Source organism: Ferruginibacter profundus (assembly GCF_054783275.1).
The window spans coordinates 1446443-1466095 of the sequence record NZ_BAAGQW010000001.1; the positions used below are offsets into that span (position 1 = coordinate 1446443).

Here is a 19653-nt window from a genome sequence, read left to right on the forward strand (position 1 = left end):
TTTTGTAGCAATAGTTCGTGTCTGAATTGTAAAGGTCTTTTTTCCGGAGGGTTTAAGCTTAACAACAAAATCTGTTGTTTCAGGGTGCAAATTTAAACAATATGTTTGGTACATAAAAGTATTACGCAAAAAAACTCCGCAAAATGCGGAGTTTTTTCAATCAAATATGGTATTTGGTATAAATTATCTAGTGGGACCTACTGGTTTATAGTAGCTTAAGGCCTCATTCATATAGCTTTGTATTTTTGCTATCCTGTTCTCATCTGCCGGGTGAGTAGATAAAAATTCAGGAGGCTTTTGTCCGCCGCCGGCTGCTGCCATGCGCTGCCAGAAAGGAACTGCTTCACGAGGGTTATATCCTGCCATAGCTGCAAAATTCAATCCCAGGTGATCAGCTTCATACTCCTGCTTTCTGCTGTTTGGCAGCAAGAAACCAACCTGGGCGCCGGGTGCAAATACATTATTAAACAGGGTATTATATTTAGAGTTACCTGAAGTGGCAATATTGCCCGCCACTTCCAGCCCTTGTGCCAATGCACCCTGGCTCATACGCTCGTTACCATGGTGTGCTACTGCATGCGTTATCTCGTGCCCCAATACTACAGCCAGTGCGGCTTCGTTTTGGGTTATAGGCAACAAGCCGGTATATACTACCACTTTACCACCCGGCATACACCAGGCATTCACTTCTTTATTATTCACCAGGTTAAATTCCCATTTATAAGTTGACAGTTCTTTCAAAACTTCTGTAGCACCTTTCTGGGTATAATAATCAGTGATCGCTTTGGCAATTCTTGATCCTACACGCCTTACCATTTCAGCATCTTTATTGGTGGTTTCGCTCATTACCTGGTTCTGAGATAAAAATGTTCTATACTCTGTCAATGCCATCTGCTGTAATGTTTCTTCTTTAAACAAAGCCAGCTGGTTGCGATTGGTTATTGCATTTTTATGACATGCTGCAAATACGGATGAAGCAAGCAATAAGAATAATAGTCTTTTCATTTTTGTTTGAGTTTTATTTAAAGTAAACAATTGGCGTACCAATTTTGATAACTACAAATTACAAAATGTAATTTTTAGTTAAGACGCCAATTTCGGGGATAAGGTTTGCAGCGGAGCTATTAATAGGTATTAATCGTTGCGGCGGCGTGATTTTCTTCTGTCACGATGTTTGAGGATAGGCACCCTGCTCTCTACACCACGAAGGATGCGGCCGATATTTTTTTGATGAGTAAGAATTACGAGAGCAGCAACCAGTAGTGCAAACAGGCGGTAAGACACTTCGTGTTCATTCCATATCCATAATACACTTACGGGTAAAAATAAAGCCGCCAGTATTGAACTGAGGGAAACATACCTTGTTAAATAAAGTACAATTAAAAATACACCCACACAACTGATGGCCACCAGGGGTTGAACGGCCAGTATCATTCCAAATAATGTAGCCACGCCTTTACCACCTTTAAAATTGGCATAAATAGGAAAGATATGCCCTACTACTGCAGCCAGCCCCAGCCCGATCATAAAATTAGTGCGTTGTAATTCTGCATCGCTGCTGAAGTAATAAGGAAGAAAATTGTACAAGCCTACTGCAACAGCACCTTTAAGAATATCCAGGATCATTACAATAGTACCGTACTTGCTTCCCAACACCCTGAAGGTATTGGTGGCACCCATATTACCACTACCATAATCACGGATGTCTACCCCGAAGAATTTTTTGCTGATGATTAATGCCGAAGGTATAGAACCAATTAAATAGGCCAGAATTATTAGAATTAATTCCTTCATGCTGTGCTTGCTTTGAGTTGAGTTGAACAGGACAAAAATAATGAATTATTGGTTTACATAACCTTAAATTAACAGGAATCTGCAAACGCATAATAAATTAAGAGTATATTTAAGATTTTCAGGAGCGGCTGGCTTTTATACAAATCCAGTCTTTTTTTTGTTTTACTTCATTAAAAACCAGTCCGTTGGTTAACAGAGACGCTTTAATGGCAGGTTCATCTGCCGATAAAAATCCACTCAGGAGTATCCGTGCCCCTGGTTTGCAAATGCCGGCAATTGCCTCCATATGCTGCAATATTACATTCAGGTTAATATTGGCTAAAATGATATCGTATTTAGCCTGAGTATTGATGGTTTCAGCCATTTCTATAGAAATATTGTCAACATTATTATTGCTGCTATTTTCTTTGGCATTATCAATACTCCATTCGTCGTTATCAATAGCCAGCACTGATGAAGCACCCATTTTTGCAGCCAGGATAGCCAGCACCCCGGTGCCGGTTCCAAAATCCAATACCGCTTTATCTTTAAAATCCAGGTGGCTCATTTGCTCCATCATTAAATAAGTGGTGGCATGATGCCCGGTACCAAAACTCATTTTTGGAGTAATGATAATTTCATATTGTACATTTTTTACCGGCTGGTGAAAGCCTGCCCGTATTGCAGCAAAGTCATCTATAATAACAGGTTCAAAGCTACTCTCCCATGCTGCATTCCAGTTTTGCTGCTCTATTTCGGTTAATAAATAAGAGCAATTATTGCTGCCTGCAATCATATCCAGTGTGTCTTTATCAAATGCTGATTGATTGATAAAAGCCTTTAACTCATTTTCATTTTCTTCAAAACCTTCAAACCCGATGTCGGCCAGCATAGCAATTAATATTTCATTCTGCTCCGCTGTTGCATTGGTAAATTGTACCTGTGTATACTTCATGCAACTAAGGTATTTATTTTGCAGCAAAGGTTGTCAACCTTCTTAAAACTATAGCATAAAACAAATGATTTGAAAGGTTGGTCAACCAGATAATATCAACTTGTCAATCTACGACACTGTTCGTATATTTGATTTTTTATTGGTTTTAAAATAAAAGCAGCATCATTTTCCAACCTTTTAAACATCCTGTTCTCTTATAAACGTATTCATCTATTGACAGCGCCAACACATATACAAACTGCAGTTATACAAAAGGCCGCTCAGGGTGATGCAGATGCACAAGCCTGGCTTTACCAACAATACAGTAAAGCGATGTTTAACATTTGCGTTAGAATGACCGGTAACATTCCCCATGCGGAGGATGTGTTGCATGATGCCTTTATTATTGCCTTTAAAAGCCTGGGCAGTTTAAAACAGGCTGCGGCTTTTGGTGGCTGGCTGAAACAGATAGTGGTACATGCCTGCATTAATGATTGCAAAAAAAACATTCACTGGAATGATTGGGATGAAGAGCATTATGATGCCATTGCCGATGAGCCCATGGAATGGTGGACAACGATCAGCCTGGCCGAAGTACACCACCAGATTAAAAGTTTACCCGATGGCTGCCGGCAGGTTTTTGTTTTATATGCTATGGAAGATAATAGTCACCGGCAAATTGCAGCACAACTGGGTATTACCGAAGGCACCAGTAAAAGCCAGTATCACCGGGCAAAAAAATTATTAAGAGAAAGAATCAATACACAAATAGTTACCAATGGATGAGTTTAAGAAATACCTGCAGGAACATAAAGATGAGCTGGATGTGGATGCGCCTTCCGCAGGATTATTGCAACGTATACAAACACAAACTACGGCAAAGAAAAAAGCTGCATTATACCCGGTATTATTGCGTATAAGTGCAGCAGCATGTATACTGGTGCTGATTGGTTTTGGAATTAAACGGATGCTGAATACAGGTGATACCGGCGAAAGGATTGTTACTGCTCCTGCTACCCCAACGCAAAAGACACCCGGAGTTTTGCCCGCAGCAATTGATACCGTAACCAACAGACATATTGCAGAAGAAAAAAATAATACCGCTTCTTTATCGCCTGAAAAAAATACTGCTGCAAAAAAAATTTCAGAACCCTACCGGTTGATGCAATCCTTTGAATACAATTATACCCAACTGGTAAAACTGCAATTAAAGAATATCAGGCAAACACCTGTATACGGAGAAACACCGGATTACTTCAATGATTTTAAGCAAACGCTGAAACAGATAGATACCGACGAAGCCATCATAAAAAAGAATATCAGGAGCAACGGCCTTAGTGATGTTTTACTGGAACAACTGATCAATGTATACCAGGAAAAGATCAATGTGCTGAAAAACCTCCAGCAGGAGATGAATAAAATAAATAATAAAGTAAAGGAGAACCATTTACCTACCGACACCCTTACAAGCCATTACATTAACATTTAAAGAATTGTCATGAAAAATATTTTGCCAGGTCTTTTTACTTTACTGCTGCTTTCGGTATTTTGTTGTACCGCTGCTGCACAAAAAAAAGATACCCTATACGTTACCAAAAAGTTTAAGGACAGCATTTTCAGGGTAACACATCCCGGGTTTTATGTTGCCGATAGTGCTTATCCCGATGGTAAGCTGTATATGACAATTAAAAAAAATCACCCGGATTCGCTGAACCATGAAAAAGACACCCTGTTTTTTGTACAACAAAAACAATTTGACAGCGTAAAAAGAAAATTAAATATTGCCAGGAAAAACCCGACCCTTTACAGAGATTCTTCTTATAAAAAGTTCAACCTGCAATTGCGTTCCTTTGACTCTGTAAAGAGAAAAACAACTTTTAAAAGGCAGGCATTTGATTCTGTATTCGATAAAAAGAATGTATTGTTCAGAACTACCGATTCACTAAAAAGAATGCATAAACTGCGGGGATTACAATCAGACTCTTTACGAAAATTATATGTGCTGAATTCGAGGCTTGACACTTTGCACAAATTCAAAGTTTTCAGAACTGTGGTGTCGGATTCATTGAAAAAAGTTTTGTACCTGCAACATATAAAAACGGATTCCCTGAGAATAAAAAAGTACCTGCAACTTAAAAAGACACAGTTGCAGCAACTTCAACTGGATACGGCGCAAACAAAAAACGGGTATCGCTCCAGGCAATTGTCGATGGAAATTACCTGTAATGCCGGCGATACGGTGTACATCAATAACAATTATAAAAAGGTGATCATTAAAACAATGCCGTCGCAAAAATTACGATTGTCAACATTTATTAATTACAGGGAAGCTCTTAATGAAAGAGACGATGCACTGTTTAAAAAGATGGGCATTGAATTATCAAGAACCGGGAGTAGTGTAACCGCAACGGTGAATGGAACAAAGCCACCGGGAATAAGAGACAATAATGATAACAGCAATATAAATAAAGCCGATGCTGATAATGCCCTATGCAGGGAGTTGAATGCTGAAAGTAATGTGAAACGTTCGCTGGTAATAGAACTACCTGGTAATGCAATTATCTTTTTAAATACCAAATATGCAGATGCCAATGTTGAAAATTATGTAAAGTATATCAATGCAGAAATTACCAACGGTGCTTTAAAAATGGGCAATGCTGATGATGCGGTATTGAAAGGTAAATACAGCACCATTAAAACAGATGATATAAAAAAAGCAGATTTTAATTTTACCAATACCAGGTTTAGCGGGGGCACTATCATTTCAATGTCAATTATTTCCAAAGCATCCAGTATGGAACTGGATCATTGCACTACCATGAATATTGCCAGTGTAAGTGATGTTTACCGGGTTGAAAAAGCCGGTAGTATTTCCGGCAATAAGGATTTTGGAAAATTTACCATTGACAACCTGAAAGACCAACTGGTGCTTACAGGCGCCAATGCTGATGTAAAAATAAATACCGTAAACTTGGAAACGCCATTAATAAAAATAGACAGTAAATATGCCGACCTTAAAGTACCGGTATATAATTTAGCTAACTACAGTATTTCGTATGAAGGGAGTTATAAAGACGTGAGTAAAATATCATACGCAACGCAATCGGCAAGTAATACAGGCAATGTTTTTGTGGTGGTAGCCGGGCAACAAGATACGCTTGCGGGCAAGGGTAAAACAGATGGCGTTAACAAAACCAGGTTTAATGCCACAGCAGGAGATATCACCGGCAGGTATACCAAAGTTGATATTGTATGCCCGTTTTGCAATGTAAGTTTCAGGTAAAGTATAGTATTTAAAGTATAGCCATTTTTAATTTTTTAGCATGAAAAACATTTTTATGACCCTGGCAGGCATCCTGTGCCTGCATGTAAGCAGTTTTGCGCAAGGCACACTAAAAGGGAAGCTGGTTGACTCCACAGCCAAAACGCCTTTAGGCTTAGCCACCGTAACCGTATTTAAAGCCGCCGATACGGCCATCATCACCTACCGGCTCAGTAACCCCGAAGGGGAATTTAAAATTCCGGGAATACCTTTTGATGTTAACTGCCGTGTGGTAGTTTCGTTTAATGGTTACAGTGGGTACAGAAAGGAATTTACTTTAAAGGCTGCCGAACCTGCCATTGACCTGGGCACTATTACTATGACCGCAAGCTCTAAAACAATGGATGAAGTGGTGATTTATGCAGAAAGGCCACCGGTAGTGATTAAGAAAGATACCGTGGAATTTAATGCCTCTGCTTTTAAAACACTGCCCAATGCATTGGTGGAAGACCTGTTAAAAAAACTGCCCGGCGTACAGGTAGATAAAGATGGCAATGTAATGGTAAACGGGAAACCTGTGAACAGAATTTTAGTAGACGGTAAGAGTTTTTTTGGAGACGACCCGAAAATGGCCACAAGAAATTTACCTGCCAATGTAATTGATAAAGTGCAGGTAACAGATGACAAGGAAGAAATGTTACGTAACGGCGACGACAACCCGAATAACGTGGGTAAAGTGGTAAATATTACTTTAAAGAAAGGAGTTAAAAAGGGCTGGTTTGGCAAACTATATGCAGGCGGCGGTACTCAAAATACATTTGAAGCCGGCGGCATTGCCAATATTTACAGGGATACATTGCAGGTAAGTATACTGGGTTATGCAAACAATTTAAACAAACCCGGTTTTGGGTATGGTGAATTAATGCAGGCCGGTGGCTTGCAAAGAAACCGTGAAAGCAGCAATGGCGCCAACACTTCGATATGGCGCAGCTCAAATGGCAGTGGCATCTCTATCAATGGTGTGAATTTTGGCGGGCAACAAAATTATGGCGGTGTAGCTACCAGCAAAGGATATGGCATTAATCTTAATCATACGCCCAATAAAAAGCGTTCCTTTTTTGCACAATACTTCAGGGGCAATGTTGGCATTGACAGGACTAATATTACCAACAGCGATCAATACCTGGGCGATACCATTATAAATAATCATACTACACTAGGTGGCGATGTGGTTACCAATGCACATAATATCGGTATTGGTGCCAGGTTTAAACCAGATTCGGTTACCAATATGCTCATTAATGCCAATTATACCATTGGCTTACAAAATGAGCAACGCATCAGCGATGTACAAAGCAACAACAATAAGCTGGGCCCTTTGAGTATGGGGAATATTTTTCAAAATAATCCTGCCAGCACTTATTATTACCGGCATAATGTTAACATCACCCGGTTATCTAAAACAAAAAAAGGCAGGCGCTTTAATTTTAATCAAAGCCTGGATATCAATAACCGTTTTAACGATTACAGCACCGAATATAATTTACATTACCTCTACCCTGCCAGCTACGATAGTTTATTATCGCAGTTACGTGTAGAAAGAATTCCGAGAACGGATGCGGTTACTTCCTTGCTTTATAGTGAACCTCTATCAAAAAAAATTACGTTACGTTTTGGTGGAAGACATGAATACAGTCAATTGTATAATACCATAAATACTTTCAATAAAAGTGCTGCTTCCGATAAATTCGACCTGCTGAATCCTGCGCTCAGCAGCAGGTTTCACAGAACAGGCAACCGCTTCTTATTTACATCAGGATTAGAATTTAAATGGAAAAATTTAACCATTACACCAACTGCAAGGGTGCTATTGCAATCTTTTGAAAACAACCTGGCTTCATTACCGGCTTCCATTAATCAAAAAAAGAACAGTCTTTTACCTGCATTGGGCATCGTATACAAACAATTTAATTTCAATTATACTAAAGATGTAACAATGCCCGGTTATAATTATTTAATACCGGTATCAGATAATACCAATCCTTATTTTATTACAAAAGGAAACACCGGTTTGTTACCGGTTGAAAGGCAGAATTTTTCGGTGAATTATAATTACTACAATCCAAAAACAAATTTCAATTCATTTATTTATGCCAACGGTTCATTTGCTAAAAATGATGTGATACAAAGCATTGCAGTAGATGACAGGGGTGTACAAACTTCTATACCGGTGAATACCAATGGCACTAAAAGTTTTTATGCCAATTTCAATATAAATAAACAGTATAAGCACAACCCAAAATTTATCTTTAGCTGGAATGTGGGCGGCTATTACAGTATCAACAGCAGTTTGCTGTTGTACAATAATGCCAGCAGCAGGCAGCGGAATTATACCCTTAATAATTGGGGAGGAATCGGCTTGAATTTTAATGACAAGGTAGAATGGAACAGCTCCATTAACCTGGGGTATAATTTCAGCCAATATACTTCTGACCGTTTTAAAAAATTAAATATCCGTACTACCTGGCTGGATAACGAACTGGTAGTAAGATGGCCAAAGCATATTATCTGGGAAACACAATTCAACCAGGATTTTAACAGCAGCCTTACGGGCTCTGCAAGAAGGATCACAAGATGGAATGCTGCCGTGAATTATACAATGTTAAAAAGCGAGGCATTGGTTTTTAAGTTATCGGTATTTGATATTTTGAATACCAACATTAATTATACTTCTTCTACTTTCCGCAACCTCATCAACACCAACCAAACCAATACCCTGCCTCAATATATGATGCTTACTGCAACTTATAATGTAAGGCCTTATGGAAGTGGCAATAAAAAAGTAGGCGGAAGAGAAAGGTTGTTTTTGTTTTAGAAGAACTATTACCAGTATCATAAGAGCATAAGATAAATCAATATCTTCCCTGGTGCCGTTTGGAATTTTGTTTTCTTCATAATACGCGGCCCGGAATAAAATTCCAGGGTACAAAAAACCGCCCCCAACAAGTTGGGGGCGGTTACTATCAGAAAGAATTAAGAAAGATCTTATTCACCTTGTTGCGGCTTAGGCTGCATTTCGGGTTTTGGAATTAAAGCTTTACGGCTTAATTTAAACTTACCGGTCTTCTGGTCAATGTCAAGCAATTTCACTTTCACTTTGTCGCCTTCCTTAAAGATACCGTCCATGCTTTCCAGGCGTTTCCAGCTTATTTCACTGATGTGCAGTAAACCTTCTTTTTTAGGTAAGAATTCAACAAAAGCACCAAATTCCTTAATGCTTTTTACAGTACCCTCGTAAGTATCACCCACAACCGGTGTAGCTACCAGGCCTTTGATCCATGCCAGTGCTTTTTCCAGGCTATCTTTTTGTGCAGAGAAGATGGATACTTCACCAACATTGTTCACTTCTTCAATATTTACGGTAGCACCGGTCTCTCTCTGAATTTCCTGAATGACTTTACCACCGGGCCCTATCACTGCACCAATATATTCTTTATCGATAGTGATCTTCACCATACGTGGTGCATGTGGTTTCACTTCACTTCTTGCAGCAGGTATACATTCGTACATGGCATTCAATATATGCAAACGGCCATCACGTGCCTGTGCCAATGCCTGGCGCATAATGTCCATGCTTAAGCCATCCACTTTAATATCCATCTGCACACCGCAAATGCCATCCCGTGTACCTGTAACTTTAAAATCCATATCCCCTAAATGATCTTCATCACCTAAGATATCTGTAAGTACGGCAAATTTTCCTTCTTTAGTGATCAATCCCATAGCCACACCACTTACGTGTTTTGGAATAGGTACACCGGCATCCATTAATGCAAGCGAACCAGCACAAACCGTAGCCATTGAAGAAGAACCGTTACTTTCTAAAATATCACTCACCACACGAACAGTGTAAGGATAATCGCTGCCCGGCATCATTTGTTTTAATGAACGCATGGCAAGGTTACCATGACCAACTTCACGACGGCCAACACCTCTTATCATTTTTACCTCACCTGTAGAAAATGGAGGGAAATTATAATGTAAAATAAATTTCGTGTAATCAGACTTGTTAGCACTTTCAACCAACAATTCATCTAAAGGCGTACCAAAAGTAACTGTAGTTAAAGATTGTGTTTCTCCTCTTGTAAACAAAGCAGAACCGTGTGGCGTTGGTAAAGTGTTTGTTTCCATAGCCAGCGGGCGCACATCTGCAGTTCCCCTGCCATCCAGCCTTACCCTGTCATTCAATATCATATCTCTTACAACATAATATTGCAATTCGCCTGTATAATGTCCAATTAATTTTTTATCCGCATCAGATAATTCTTCGCCTAAGTAAGCCACCACTTCGTCATGCAATTTTGCAAAAGCATCACTGCGTTCGTGCTTGGCACTTGCTGCAATAGCAATGGCATGCATTTTATCTTTTGCAAAAGCTTTTATTTTTTCGTTCAGCTCTTCGTTGCGGTAAGGTTTGGTATATTCTCTTTTTGCAGTAATACCAACAATATCCCTCAATTCAGCCTGTGCTTTAATCTGGATACGGATAGCATCATGTGCCAGCTCAATTGCTTTGATCAGATCTTCTTCCTGGCACTCTTTCGCTTCGCCTTCCACCATCATGATATTCTTTTCGGTAGCTGCAATGATGAATTCCAGGTCACATTCCGCTAATTCGGTACGTGTAGGGTTAATAATGAATTCACCATTCTTTCTGGCAATACGCACTTCAGAAATAATTTCCTGGATGGGAATATCCGAAACCGCTAATGCTGCAGATGCTGCCAGGCAGGCCATAGCGTCGGGCATAACTTCTGCATCAGAAGATATCAAAGTCACCAATACCTGTACATCGCATAAATAATCTTCAGGAAATAAAGGACGTAAAGCCCTGTCTATTAAACGTGAAGTAAGAATCTCGTAGTCGTTAAGGCGGGCTTCTCTTTTAAAGAATGAACCCGGGATACGGCCTGCAGAAGCAAACTTTTCCTGGTAATCTACTGAAAGTGGAAAAAAGTTCTGGCCATCTTTAGGCTCTTTGTTGGCAACCACTGTTGCTAATAAAATACTGTTGCCAAGGCGAACAGTAACGGCGCCATCGGCCTGGCGGGCCATTTTGCCGGTTTCTATGGTAACCATACGGCCACCGCCGATATCAAAAGTTACCGATTTTGGGTTTAATAAAGACATAAATAAGATTTATGATTGCCGATTGCTGAATTCAGATTTATCCAAATAGCAACGGGTGGTGAATTAATGACGTAAAAAATAATAATTCCCAACCGAATAAAAGCAGTTGGGAATTATTAATATTACATAGTTGGGAAAAATTTATTTACGAAGACCTAATTTTTCAATTAAAGCTCTGTAACCGGTCAGGTCGTGTTTGCTCAGGTAGGTCAATAAACGTTTGCGTTGTCCAACCATTTTCATTAACCCTCTTTGAGAAGAGAAATCTTTTTTATTAGATTTCAGGTGTTCTGAAATAGAATTGATACGCTCAGTTAATAAAGCGATCTGGCCCTCAATAGAACCTGTGTTTGTGGCTTTGCCACCGTAAGTTGAAAAAATTGTTGCTCTTTTTTCGATTGTTAAATAAGGCATCTCTTTGTTTTTTTAATAACGTCTTTGTTATGTTTCTTTTATAATTAGGCGCAAAAGTACATAAAAAAATGGTTTTTACGAGGTGGATTGAGGATTTTTTTTGAATATTGCTAATATATGAAACCCTCATTCGCTATAATTGGTTGCGGAAGGATCGCTAAAAGGCATGCCGAACAGGTAATAAAGCATGGATTTTTAGCTGCGGTATGCGACATAATCCCCGAAAAAGCCAACGAAATGGCTGCCCTTTACCATGCCAAAGCTTACTATTCTATAGAAGAGCTGCTGGCTGCCGGCCAGGTGCCTGATGTGATAAGTATCTGTACACCAAATGGTTTGCATGCGCAACATTCCATAAAAGCGCTGGAAGCCGGCAGCAATGTACTTTGCGAAAAACCCCTGTGCATACATGTGGAAGAGGGCAAAAAGATGATGGCCGCTGCTGAAAAGGCCGGCAAAAAACTTTTTGTGGTAAAGCAAAACCGGTACAATCCTCCTGTTGCCTTTTTAAAGGAACTGATCAGTTCGGGAAAGCTGGGTAAAATGTACAGTTTCCAGGTTAATTGTTTCTGGAACCGGCCCAACGAATATTATACCGGCTGGAAGGGTACCAAAGATCTTGATGGCGGAACATTGTTTACCCAATTCAGCCATTTTATTGACCTGTTGTATTGGTTATTGGGTGATGTGGCCGAAGTGAAGACACTCACCCGGAATTTTGCCCACCCTTCCATTGCATTTGAAGATACCGGTGCAGTGTTATTTGAAATGGCCAGTGGTGCCATTGGCTCATTAAATTATACCGTAAACAGTTTTAATAAAAACATGGAAGGCTCCATTACTGTTTTTGCAGAGCATGGTACGGTAAAAGTGGGTGGACAATATTTAAATGAACTGGAATATTGTTCGGTTGCCGGAACCGATCGGCCTGAATTGCCGCAGGGCAACCCTGCCAATGGCTATGGCTTTTACCAGGGCAGTATGAGTAACCATGATAGAGTGTATGAGAATTTGATGATTGCATTAAAAGACGATACACATGCATTTGCCAGTGCCGGCGATGGATTGAAGACTGTGGAGATAATTGAAAAAATTTATAACAGCTGATGGGGCACACAAAAATATATTTCACCGTTACTACCGATCTTACTTATGACCAGCGTATGATACGCATCTGCACATCACTTGCCAATGCAGGATATATTGTAACATTGGTGGGCAGAAAAATGAAGGCCTCCCTCCCGCTTGCTGTGCAACCCTTTGTGCAAAAACGTTTGTTTTGTTTTTTTGAGAAAGGGAAATTGTTTTATGCGGAATATAATATCCGTTTGTTTTTTTACCTGTTGTTTAAAAAGATGGATTGTATAGGTGCTATTGACCTGGATACTATTTTACCTTGCTATTTTGTTTCTGCAATCAGACATATAAAAAGAGTGTACGATGCCCATGAACTGTTTTGTGAGATGAAAGAAATTGCCACCAGGCCGGCAATATATAAAGCCTGGAAAAAAATTGAACGTTACACTGTTCCGAAATTTATCCATGGCTATACCGTAAACCAACCCATTGCAGATGAATTTGAAAAAATGTATGGTGTACATTATGGAGTAATAAGAAATATTGCTTTGTTAAGAGAGCTAGCCATTTCAGAAAAAAAAGAAAAATTTATTTTATACCAGGGTGCAGTAAATGAAGGCAGAAGTTTTGAAACATTGATACCTGCCATGGCAGCAGTGAATGCAAGGCTTATTATTTGCGGCGATGGTAATTTTATGCAACAGGCACAGCAATTAGTAAAAGAGAATAATCTGAACAACAAAGTGATTTTTAAGGGCAAAGTAAAGCCCGATGAATTAAGAGCCATTACACAACAGGCTTATATTGGTGTTACTTTATTTGATGATGCAGGCTTAAGCAACTATTATTCACTTGCTAACCGCTTTTTCGACTACCTGCACGCCGGCATTCCGCAGCTTTGTGTAAACTATCCCGTGTACAAAGAAATTAACGACAAATACCATATTGCAGCCTTAACCAACGATATCAGTGCAAAAAATTTAGCCGCAATACTGAACAATTTACTGGCAAATGAAGTTGAGTATAAATCCTTACAGCAAAATTGTTTAAAAGCAAGAGCCGCATTAAACTGGCAGGAAGAAGAGAAGAAATTATTACAATTTTATAAAAACTTACTTGGATAAACATTTACATATCGTTGCCCTTGATGTACCCTGGCCCGCAGATTATGGCGGCGTTGTAGATCTTTTTTACAAACTGAAAGCATTACACCAGCTGGGTGTAAAAATTCATTTGCATTGTTTTACACAGCCGGGGCGGCCACCTCAGGACGAACTGAATAAATATTGCGTAAGTGTACACTATTACCAGCGCAGCAAGAATTTAAGCAGTTTTTCTATGCGCCTTCCTTTTATTGTAAAGAGCAGAAAAAATGAGGAACTGATTACAAACCTCAATAAAGATAATTACCCGGTGTTGTTAGAAGGTATTCATTGTACCTATTACCTGCATAGTGGTGCTTTACAAAACAGGAAAGTAATAGTGCGGCTGCATAATGTAGAGTTTGAATATTATAAACAACTGGCAAAAAACGAAAGCCATTTTTTAAAAAAACTATATTTTCTTAACGAAAGCAGGTTGTTGTACCAATACGAAAAGAGCATTGCCGGCAAAGCCGGTTTTATTACGGTGAGTGAGCATGATGTAAAAGTATACCAGCAATTATTCAACGCAAAAGATATTGCTTACCTGCCGGTTTTTATTCCGCATACATTAGCTGCAGGTAAGGAAGGTAAAGGTTGTTTTTGCTTGTACCATGGTAATTTATCCATTAATGAAAATGAAACCGCAGCCACCTGGCTTTTGCAAAACGTATTCAACACTTTAGAAATTCCTTTTGTGATAGCAGGTAAAAATCCTTCTAAAAAATTACAGGACCTGGCACATGCGCATAAACATACCTGTATTGTTGCCAATCCCGGCGAAAAGGAAATGCAGGATATGATCTGCAAAGCGCAAATACATGTATTACCCTCTTTTAACAACACCGGCATAAAATTAAAATTATTGAATGCTTTGTTCAATGGGCGTCATTGTGTGGTGAATAGTGCAGGCGTGGATGGCAGCGGACTTGAGGAAGCGTGCCACATAGCATCAGACGCAGGTTCTTTTAAAAAAATAATAACAGCATTATACCAGCAATCATTTACAGAACAGGAAAAGGAAAAACGACAGGGCTTGTTGCAAAGGATCTTTAATAATGAAGCAAACGCAAAGAAACTGATGGCAGCTTTTGAGCGTGAGGCGTGAGTGGTGAGACGTGAGTGGTAACAGCGGGATTATTCAATAAATAAAAAGTAGCCTGAACAGTATACTCTACTCACGACTGACGATTCACTATTCACGTGTAAAGGATTGTGCCGCCTGCAAATACAAAAAAAACTTTGAATAGCATACTCCTCTCACGACTGACGATTCACTATTCACGTGTAAGGGATTGTGCCGCCTGCAAATACAAAAATAACTTTGAACAGCATACTCCTCTCACGACTGACGATTCACTATTCACGTGTAAAGGATTGTTCCGTCTGCAAATACAAAAAAAAACTTTGAACAGAATATTCTACTCACGACTGACGATTCACCATTCACGCCCTTACATTTCTATTGTAGCATTATCCCAAACCTTATTCCGTTCGGTCTTCAGCATTCTTGCAGGAAATTTATTGATCACCATATAATCATGTGTAGCCATGATGATGGTAGTATTGTAGTCGCGGCAGATATGAAACAGCAACTGCATAATTTCGTCGCTGGTTTCGGGATCAAGGTTTCCCGTAGGCTCATCGGCCAATATTAATTTAGGAGAATTTAACAGCGCTCTTGCCACATCCACCCTTTGCTGTTCGCCACCGCTTAATTCAAAAGGCATTTTAAAACCCTTTGTTTTTAAACCCACTTTATCCAGTACATCAGCAATTTTTTCGTCCATTAATTTTACATCCTGCCAGCCGGTTGCCCTCAACACAAATTTCAAATTCTCATTTACATTCCGGTCAGTAAGCAATTGAAAATCCTGGAATACCACACCCAGGTTACGCCTTAAAAAAGGAACGGTCTTCCAGGTCAGTTCTTTTAAGTTATGGCCCACTACCCAACCTTCGCCTTCTGTTAACTGCAGGTCGCCGTACATGGTTTTAAGCAAACTGCTTTTACCGGTACCGGTTTTACCCACCAGGTATACAAATTCTCCTTTATCAATACTGATATTAACATCACTTAAAATAAGGCTGTTGCCCTGGTAAATATTTACATTCTTTAATTCAACAATCGATTGAGACATGGTTAACTTGGTGTTTAGTGCTTTTGTTCCGGCATAAGATTACAATGTAACTTGTGCAATAAAGGCTGACAGTTTAGCCAGTGTGGCAAATTTAGCTTTTACTGCTGCTACATTAAAATATATTTTCCTCACCATTTGTTAAAAAATGTGAATAACTAAAAAAATAGTTGTACAACTAAGATATTAGTTTTAAGTTTACAATACCAAGCATAAATCAACAACAATGAAAAATTTAACTAAAGCAGAAGAGCAGATCATGCAGGTGATATGGAAATTAGAGAAAGCATTTTTAAGAGAGATCCTTGACGAATTGCCTGCCCCGAAGCCACACAGTAATACGGTGGCTACTATTATAAAAATACTGGTGGATAAAGAATTTGTTGGCATCACCGTATTTGGCAGAACACACCAGTACCACCCGTTGGTAAGTAAAGAAACGTACAGTAAAAGCACCATGAAGAGCCTGGTGAAAGGTTATTTTGAAGGCAGCTTCAGCAATGCCGTTTCGTTTATGGTAAAAGAAAACAATATCAGCCTGGACGAACTGGAATTACTATTGAAACAGTTGAAGAAAAAATAGAACAGTTGACCGTTGTTGGTTTACAGGTGCCAGGTTATAAATGCCGGGCAACACCTGGTACTGGCAACTATTTACTAACAACTAACAAGTAAAAAAATGCTACCACTTGCTTATTATCTTTTAAAAGTAATTATCTGCTCCGGTATATTGTACGTTTATTACTGGTTGCTGTTGCGTAATAAAGTTTTTCATAAGTACAACCGGTTTTACCTGATGGTATCGGTGCTGCTATCCTTATTACTGCCATTGATAAAAATTAATTTCTGGCAGCCTGCTGCCGATCAACCTTCCGGTGTAATTAAAGTATTACAGGTAGTAAGCAGTGGCGATGAGTATATGGATAATATCACTGTAAGTTCGGGTAACAATGCCGAAAGTTTTGATGTAACACAATTGTATCCTTTTGCATACCTGCTGGTATCGCTTGTTTTGTTGACTGTTTTCCTGCATACTTTATTTGTTATTTTTAATTTGCTGAAAAAATATCCCAAACAAACCATCGATAAAATATCATTTATTAATACCGATGCCAAAAGCACGCCCTTTTCTTTTTTAAATTATATTTTCTGGAACCATAATATTGATATGGAAACCATTACCGGTAACCAGATATTTAAACACGAAGTGGCACATGTAGAGGAAAAACATACTTACGATAAATTATTCATTAACCTGGTATTGATATTTTTCTGGTGCAACCCCTTTTACTGGCTGTACCGCAAAGAGCTGAATATGATACACGAATTTATTGCTGATAAAAAAGCCGTGGAAGATAGTGATACTGCTGCTTTTGCTGCCATGATATTGCAGGCCACTTATCCGCAGCACCGGTTTCAGTTGACCAATAATTTTTTCTATTCTCCCGTAAAACGCCGCTTGCTTATGCTTACAAAAAACAAAAACCCCAAAGTAAATTATGTTGGCAGGGTGATGGTATTGCCACTGCTGGTATTAATTTTTGCTGCTTTTACTTTTAAAGCAAAACCCATCAATCATCTCTATCATGGCAATAAATTAACCGTTGTAATTGATGCAGGCCATGGCGGAAAAGATGGAGGTGCAAAGAGCACTGATGGCAGCATCCTGGAAAAAGACATCACCCTTTCCCTTGCCAAAGCAATTAAAGAACTTAATACCAATGCCGATATTGAAATTGTGTTGACAAAAGAAACCGATATTTTTCTTACCAAAGAACAAAAGGCAGCATTTGCCAAAAGCCACAATGCAGCAATTTATATAACATTACATGCCGGAGCCACTGCAACGGCTGCAGAAAAAGAGTACCATCTCGGCGACCCGATGGATGACAAAAGTGGTTTGAAATTATTAATAGGCAACGATGAAGCTCCCAATGCCACACAAAGCAAAATATTTGGCTCCGCCGTTTTAAATGAATTCAAAAGCAATTATGAACTACCGGTTTCGCAGGAGCTGGTTAAAAGAACATTGTATACACTGGAACATAACACCTGCCCTTCTGTGTATATAGAAACCGGCCTGGTAAATAACAAAAAAGATGCTGCGTACCTGCAATCGGCCAAAGGAAAAGAAACGATCGCTAAAAATATTTTAAACGCTATAGAAAAATATGCGGTTGGTAATTTGCAAACCACCACTCCGGTTTTAGTTACCGATGTTTTTAGTAAAGGGTTACCTGGTAATGCCATATACATCAATACGCAATATGCAGATACCAATTATTTTAAAACAGCGGCCTATAAAACAAAAGCACTGGTAATTGTGGATTCCAGAGAGATGGGCAATGTAGGTATGGATTATGTTGAAAAAAGTAACGTGCAATACAGCAGCCTGGTGACTTACAACCCTGCAGAAGCACAAAAAATTTACGGCGACAAAGGAAAATATGGGGTTATAAAACTAACTATTAAAGAAGTGTTATGTATTACTGCAGATTCAATTTATGTGGATGAGAAAAATAATTCTTTAAAATTATCGGGTAATAAAACTGCATTGAAGGGAGACCTTTCTGATGCAACGATCTATATTGAACAAAAACAATCCACAGTTGCAGAATTAAATGCATTGGACCCGGCCAGGATAAGTGCTGTTACTATTTTTAAAGGCGAGAAACTGAATGATGTAATGGATGCCAAAGGGAAAAAAGCTGTTATTAACGTAACCTTAAAAGCCGATCCGTTACAGGAAGTGGTGGTAACCGGTTATAAAAAAGAAAATCCATTGTATGTAATTGATGGCAAAGTGCAAAACGATAATTATAATCTCAATAGTATTGCGCCTGATAATATTGAAAGTATCAACGTTTTAAAAGATCTGACTGCTACAGGTAAATACGGAGATACAGGCAAAGCAGGTGTTATTGAAATTACTACTAAAAAAAATACCGTATCATCTCTTGAACCAATCACAGTTCAGGGATATAAATCTACAACAGCACAGGTAAGGCAATACCCCCGATTTTCTGTTGGAGAACTTTACAGACCACGTGTGGATGTAAATGAATTTAAAAAACAAACAGAAGTAAAAGTTTCAGCCGGATGTAGTTTTATCAGTGCAACCGTGTATTTTTCCGGCATCGGTTTTTCCAAAGTAGCAGTAGTTAATTTAACCGGTACTTCTCTGCAACCTTTGAAAGAATATATTGATAGATGTGAACCCGGTACTGCCGTAACATTTGATAATGTAAGAGTAAAAAGTGATGCCGATGGAATGAGAACCATTGAAGGGGTAACCTATTCATTATTTGATAATATTGCTACAGGTGATGACAAAATATTTACCAAAGTAGAAGTGGAATCAATATATGGCGATGGTTTGGATGGATGGAAAAAATACCTCTCTAAAAATCTCAACCCTGCCATACCTGTGAATGAAGGATGGAAAGCAGGCGTTTACACCATCATCATTCAGTTTATAGTGCATACCGATGGTAGTGTAAGCGATGTTACCGCTTTAAACTACCCGGGTACTAAAACCGCACAGCATTGTGTCGACCTGATTAAGAAGAGTGCCAAATGGTTACCTGCAGTACAAAACGGCCATACGGTTACTGCATACCGCAAGCAACCTATTACATTTTTAATTACAGCCGACGACGAAAAAAAAGCTATAACAAAAAACAAATAGCCTGATACTAATTACCACCAGAAGTTAGTTTTTGA

The 19653-nt window shown here is 39.0% G+C and carries 15 protein-coding genes; 9 read left to right on the forward strand and 6 right to left on the reverse strand.

From position 1 onward, the window contains the following. Positions 1–183: 183 nt before the first annotated feature. The 3 genes from ACYVM0_RS06115 to prmA form a co-directional block, all read right to left on the reverse strand. Entirely contained in the window at positions 184–1005 is an 822-nt protein-coding gene (locus ACYVM0_RS06115) for a M48 family metallopeptidase (RefSeq protein ID WP_460554050.1), read from the reverse strand. Positions 1006–1134: 129 nt separating this feature from the next. Continuing rightward, positions 1135–1794 (reverse strand): glycerol-3-phosphate acyltransferase, encoded by a 660-nt coding sequence (gene plsY, locus ACYVM0_RS06120; RefSeq protein ID WP_460554053.1) that lies wholly within the window; start codon positions 1792–1794, stop codon positions 1135–1137. A 118-nt stretch (positions 1795–1912) separates the two neighbouring features. Beyond that, positions 1913–2728, reverse strand: a complete 816-nt coding sequence (prmA, locus tag ACYVM0_RS06125; RefSeq protein ID WP_460554056.1) for a 50S ribosomal protein L11 methyltransferase — start codon at positions 2726–2728, stop codon at positions 1913–1915. A gap of 213 nt (positions 2729–2941) precedes the next feature. Between prmA and ACYVM0_RS06130 the strand changes: the two genes are divergently transcribed. Genes ACYVM0_RS06130 through ACYVM0_RS06145 form a run of 4 tightly spaced genes read left to right on the forward strand, consistent with a single transcriptional unit; the run spans position 2942 to position 8844 of the window. Continuing rightward, positions 2942–3493, forward strand: a complete 552-nt coding sequence (locus ACYVM0_RS06130; protein WP_460554059.1) for an RNA polymerase sigma factor — start codon at positions 2942–2944, stop codon at positions 3491–3493. After that, positions 3486–4196: a hypothetical protein gene (locus tag ACYVM0_RS06135; protein WP_460554062.1), complete on the forward strand. Its 711-nt coding sequence runs from the start codon at positions 3486–3488 to the stop codon at positions 4194–4196. The genes ACYVM0_RS06130 and ACYVM0_RS06135 overlap by 8 nt, the downstream gene beginning before the upstream one ends. A 9-nt stretch (positions 4197–4205) precedes the next feature. Then, positions 4206–5990 carry a hypothetical protein gene (locus ACYVM0_RS06140; RefSeq protein WP_460554065.1) on the forward strand — a complete coding sequence of 595 codons (1785 nt, stop codon included), beginning with the start codon at positions 4206–4208 and terminating at the stop codon, positions 5988–5990. A 40-nt stretch (positions 5991–6030) separates the two neighbouring features. Further along, positions 6031–8844 (forward strand): outer membrane beta-barrel protein, encoded by a 2814-nt coding sequence (locus ACYVM0_RS06145; protein WP_460554068.1) that lies wholly within the window; start codon positions 6031–6033, stop codon positions 8842–8844. A gap of 170 nt (positions 8845–9014) precedes the next feature. On the opposite strand, the gene pnp is transcribed toward ACYVM0_RS06145, so the two are convergent. Together pnp and rpsO are read right to left on the reverse strand one after the other, a co-directional pair. Next, positions 9015–11159: a polyribonucleotide nucleotidyltransferase gene (gene pnp, locus ACYVM0_RS06150; RefSeq protein WP_460554071.1), complete on the reverse strand. Its 2145-nt coding sequence runs from the start codon at positions 11157–11159 to the stop codon at positions 9015–9017. Positions 11160–11300: 141 nt separating this feature from the next. Next, positions 11301–11573 carry a 30S ribosomal protein S15 gene (rpsO, locus tag ACYVM0_RS06155; protein WP_430988336.1) on the reverse strand — a complete coding sequence of 91 codons (273 nt, stop codon included), beginning with the start codon at positions 11571–11573 and terminating at the stop codon, positions 11301–11303. A gap of 117 nt (positions 11574–11690) precedes the next feature. Between rpsO and ACYVM0_RS06160 the strand changes: the two genes are divergently transcribed. Genes ACYVM0_RS06160 through ACYVM0_RS06170 form a run of 3 tightly spaced genes read left to right on the forward strand, consistent with a single transcriptional unit; the run spans position 11691 to position 14900 of the window. Beyond that, positions 11691–12680 carry a Gfo/Idh/MocA family protein gene (locus ACYVM0_RS06160; RefSeq protein ID WP_460554075.1) on the forward strand — a complete coding sequence of 330 codons (990 nt, stop codon included), beginning with the start codon at positions 11691–11693 and terminating at the stop codon, positions 12678–12680. Beyond that, positions 12680–13774 (forward strand): glycosyltransferase family protein, encoded by a 1095-nt coding sequence (locus ACYVM0_RS06165; RefSeq protein WP_460554078.1) that lies wholly within the window; start codon positions 12680–12682, stop codon positions 13772–13774. Before ACYVM0_RS06160 ends, ACYVM0_RS06165 begins: the two co-directional genes overlap by 1 nt. Continuing rightward, entirely contained in the window at positions 13767–14900 is a 1134-nt protein-coding gene (locus ACYVM0_RS06170; RefSeq protein WP_460554081.1) for a glycosyltransferase family protein, read from the forward strand. The genes ACYVM0_RS06165 and ACYVM0_RS06170 overlap by 8 nt, the downstream gene beginning before the upstream one ends. A 346-nt stretch (positions 14901–15246) precedes the next feature. Here ACYVM0_RS06170 and ACYVM0_RS06175 read toward each other — a convergent pair whose 3' ends face one another. Further along, positions 15247–15933, reverse strand: a complete 687-nt coding sequence (locus tag ACYVM0_RS06175) for a cell division ATP-binding protein FtsE (protein WP_430988332.1) — start codon at positions 15931–15933, stop codon at positions 15247–15249. Between the two features lie 223 nt (positions 15934–16156). Here ACYVM0_RS06175 and ACYVM0_RS06180 point away from each other — a divergent pair, with 223 nt between their 5' ends. Further along, on the forward strand, positions 16157–16513 hold the full coding sequence (locus ACYVM0_RS06180) for a BlaI/MecI/CopY family transcriptional regulator (protein ID WP_460554085.1): 357 nt from the start codon (positions 16157–16159) through the stop codon (positions 16511–16513). Positions 16514–16609: 96 nt separating this feature from the next. Then, positions 16610–19618 (forward strand): N-acetylmuramoyl-L-alanine amidase, encoded by a 3009-nt coding sequence (locus tag ACYVM0_RS06185; protein WP_460554088.1) that lies wholly within the window; start codon positions 16610–16612, stop codon positions 19616–19618. Positions 19619–19653 lie beyond the last annotated feature (35 nt).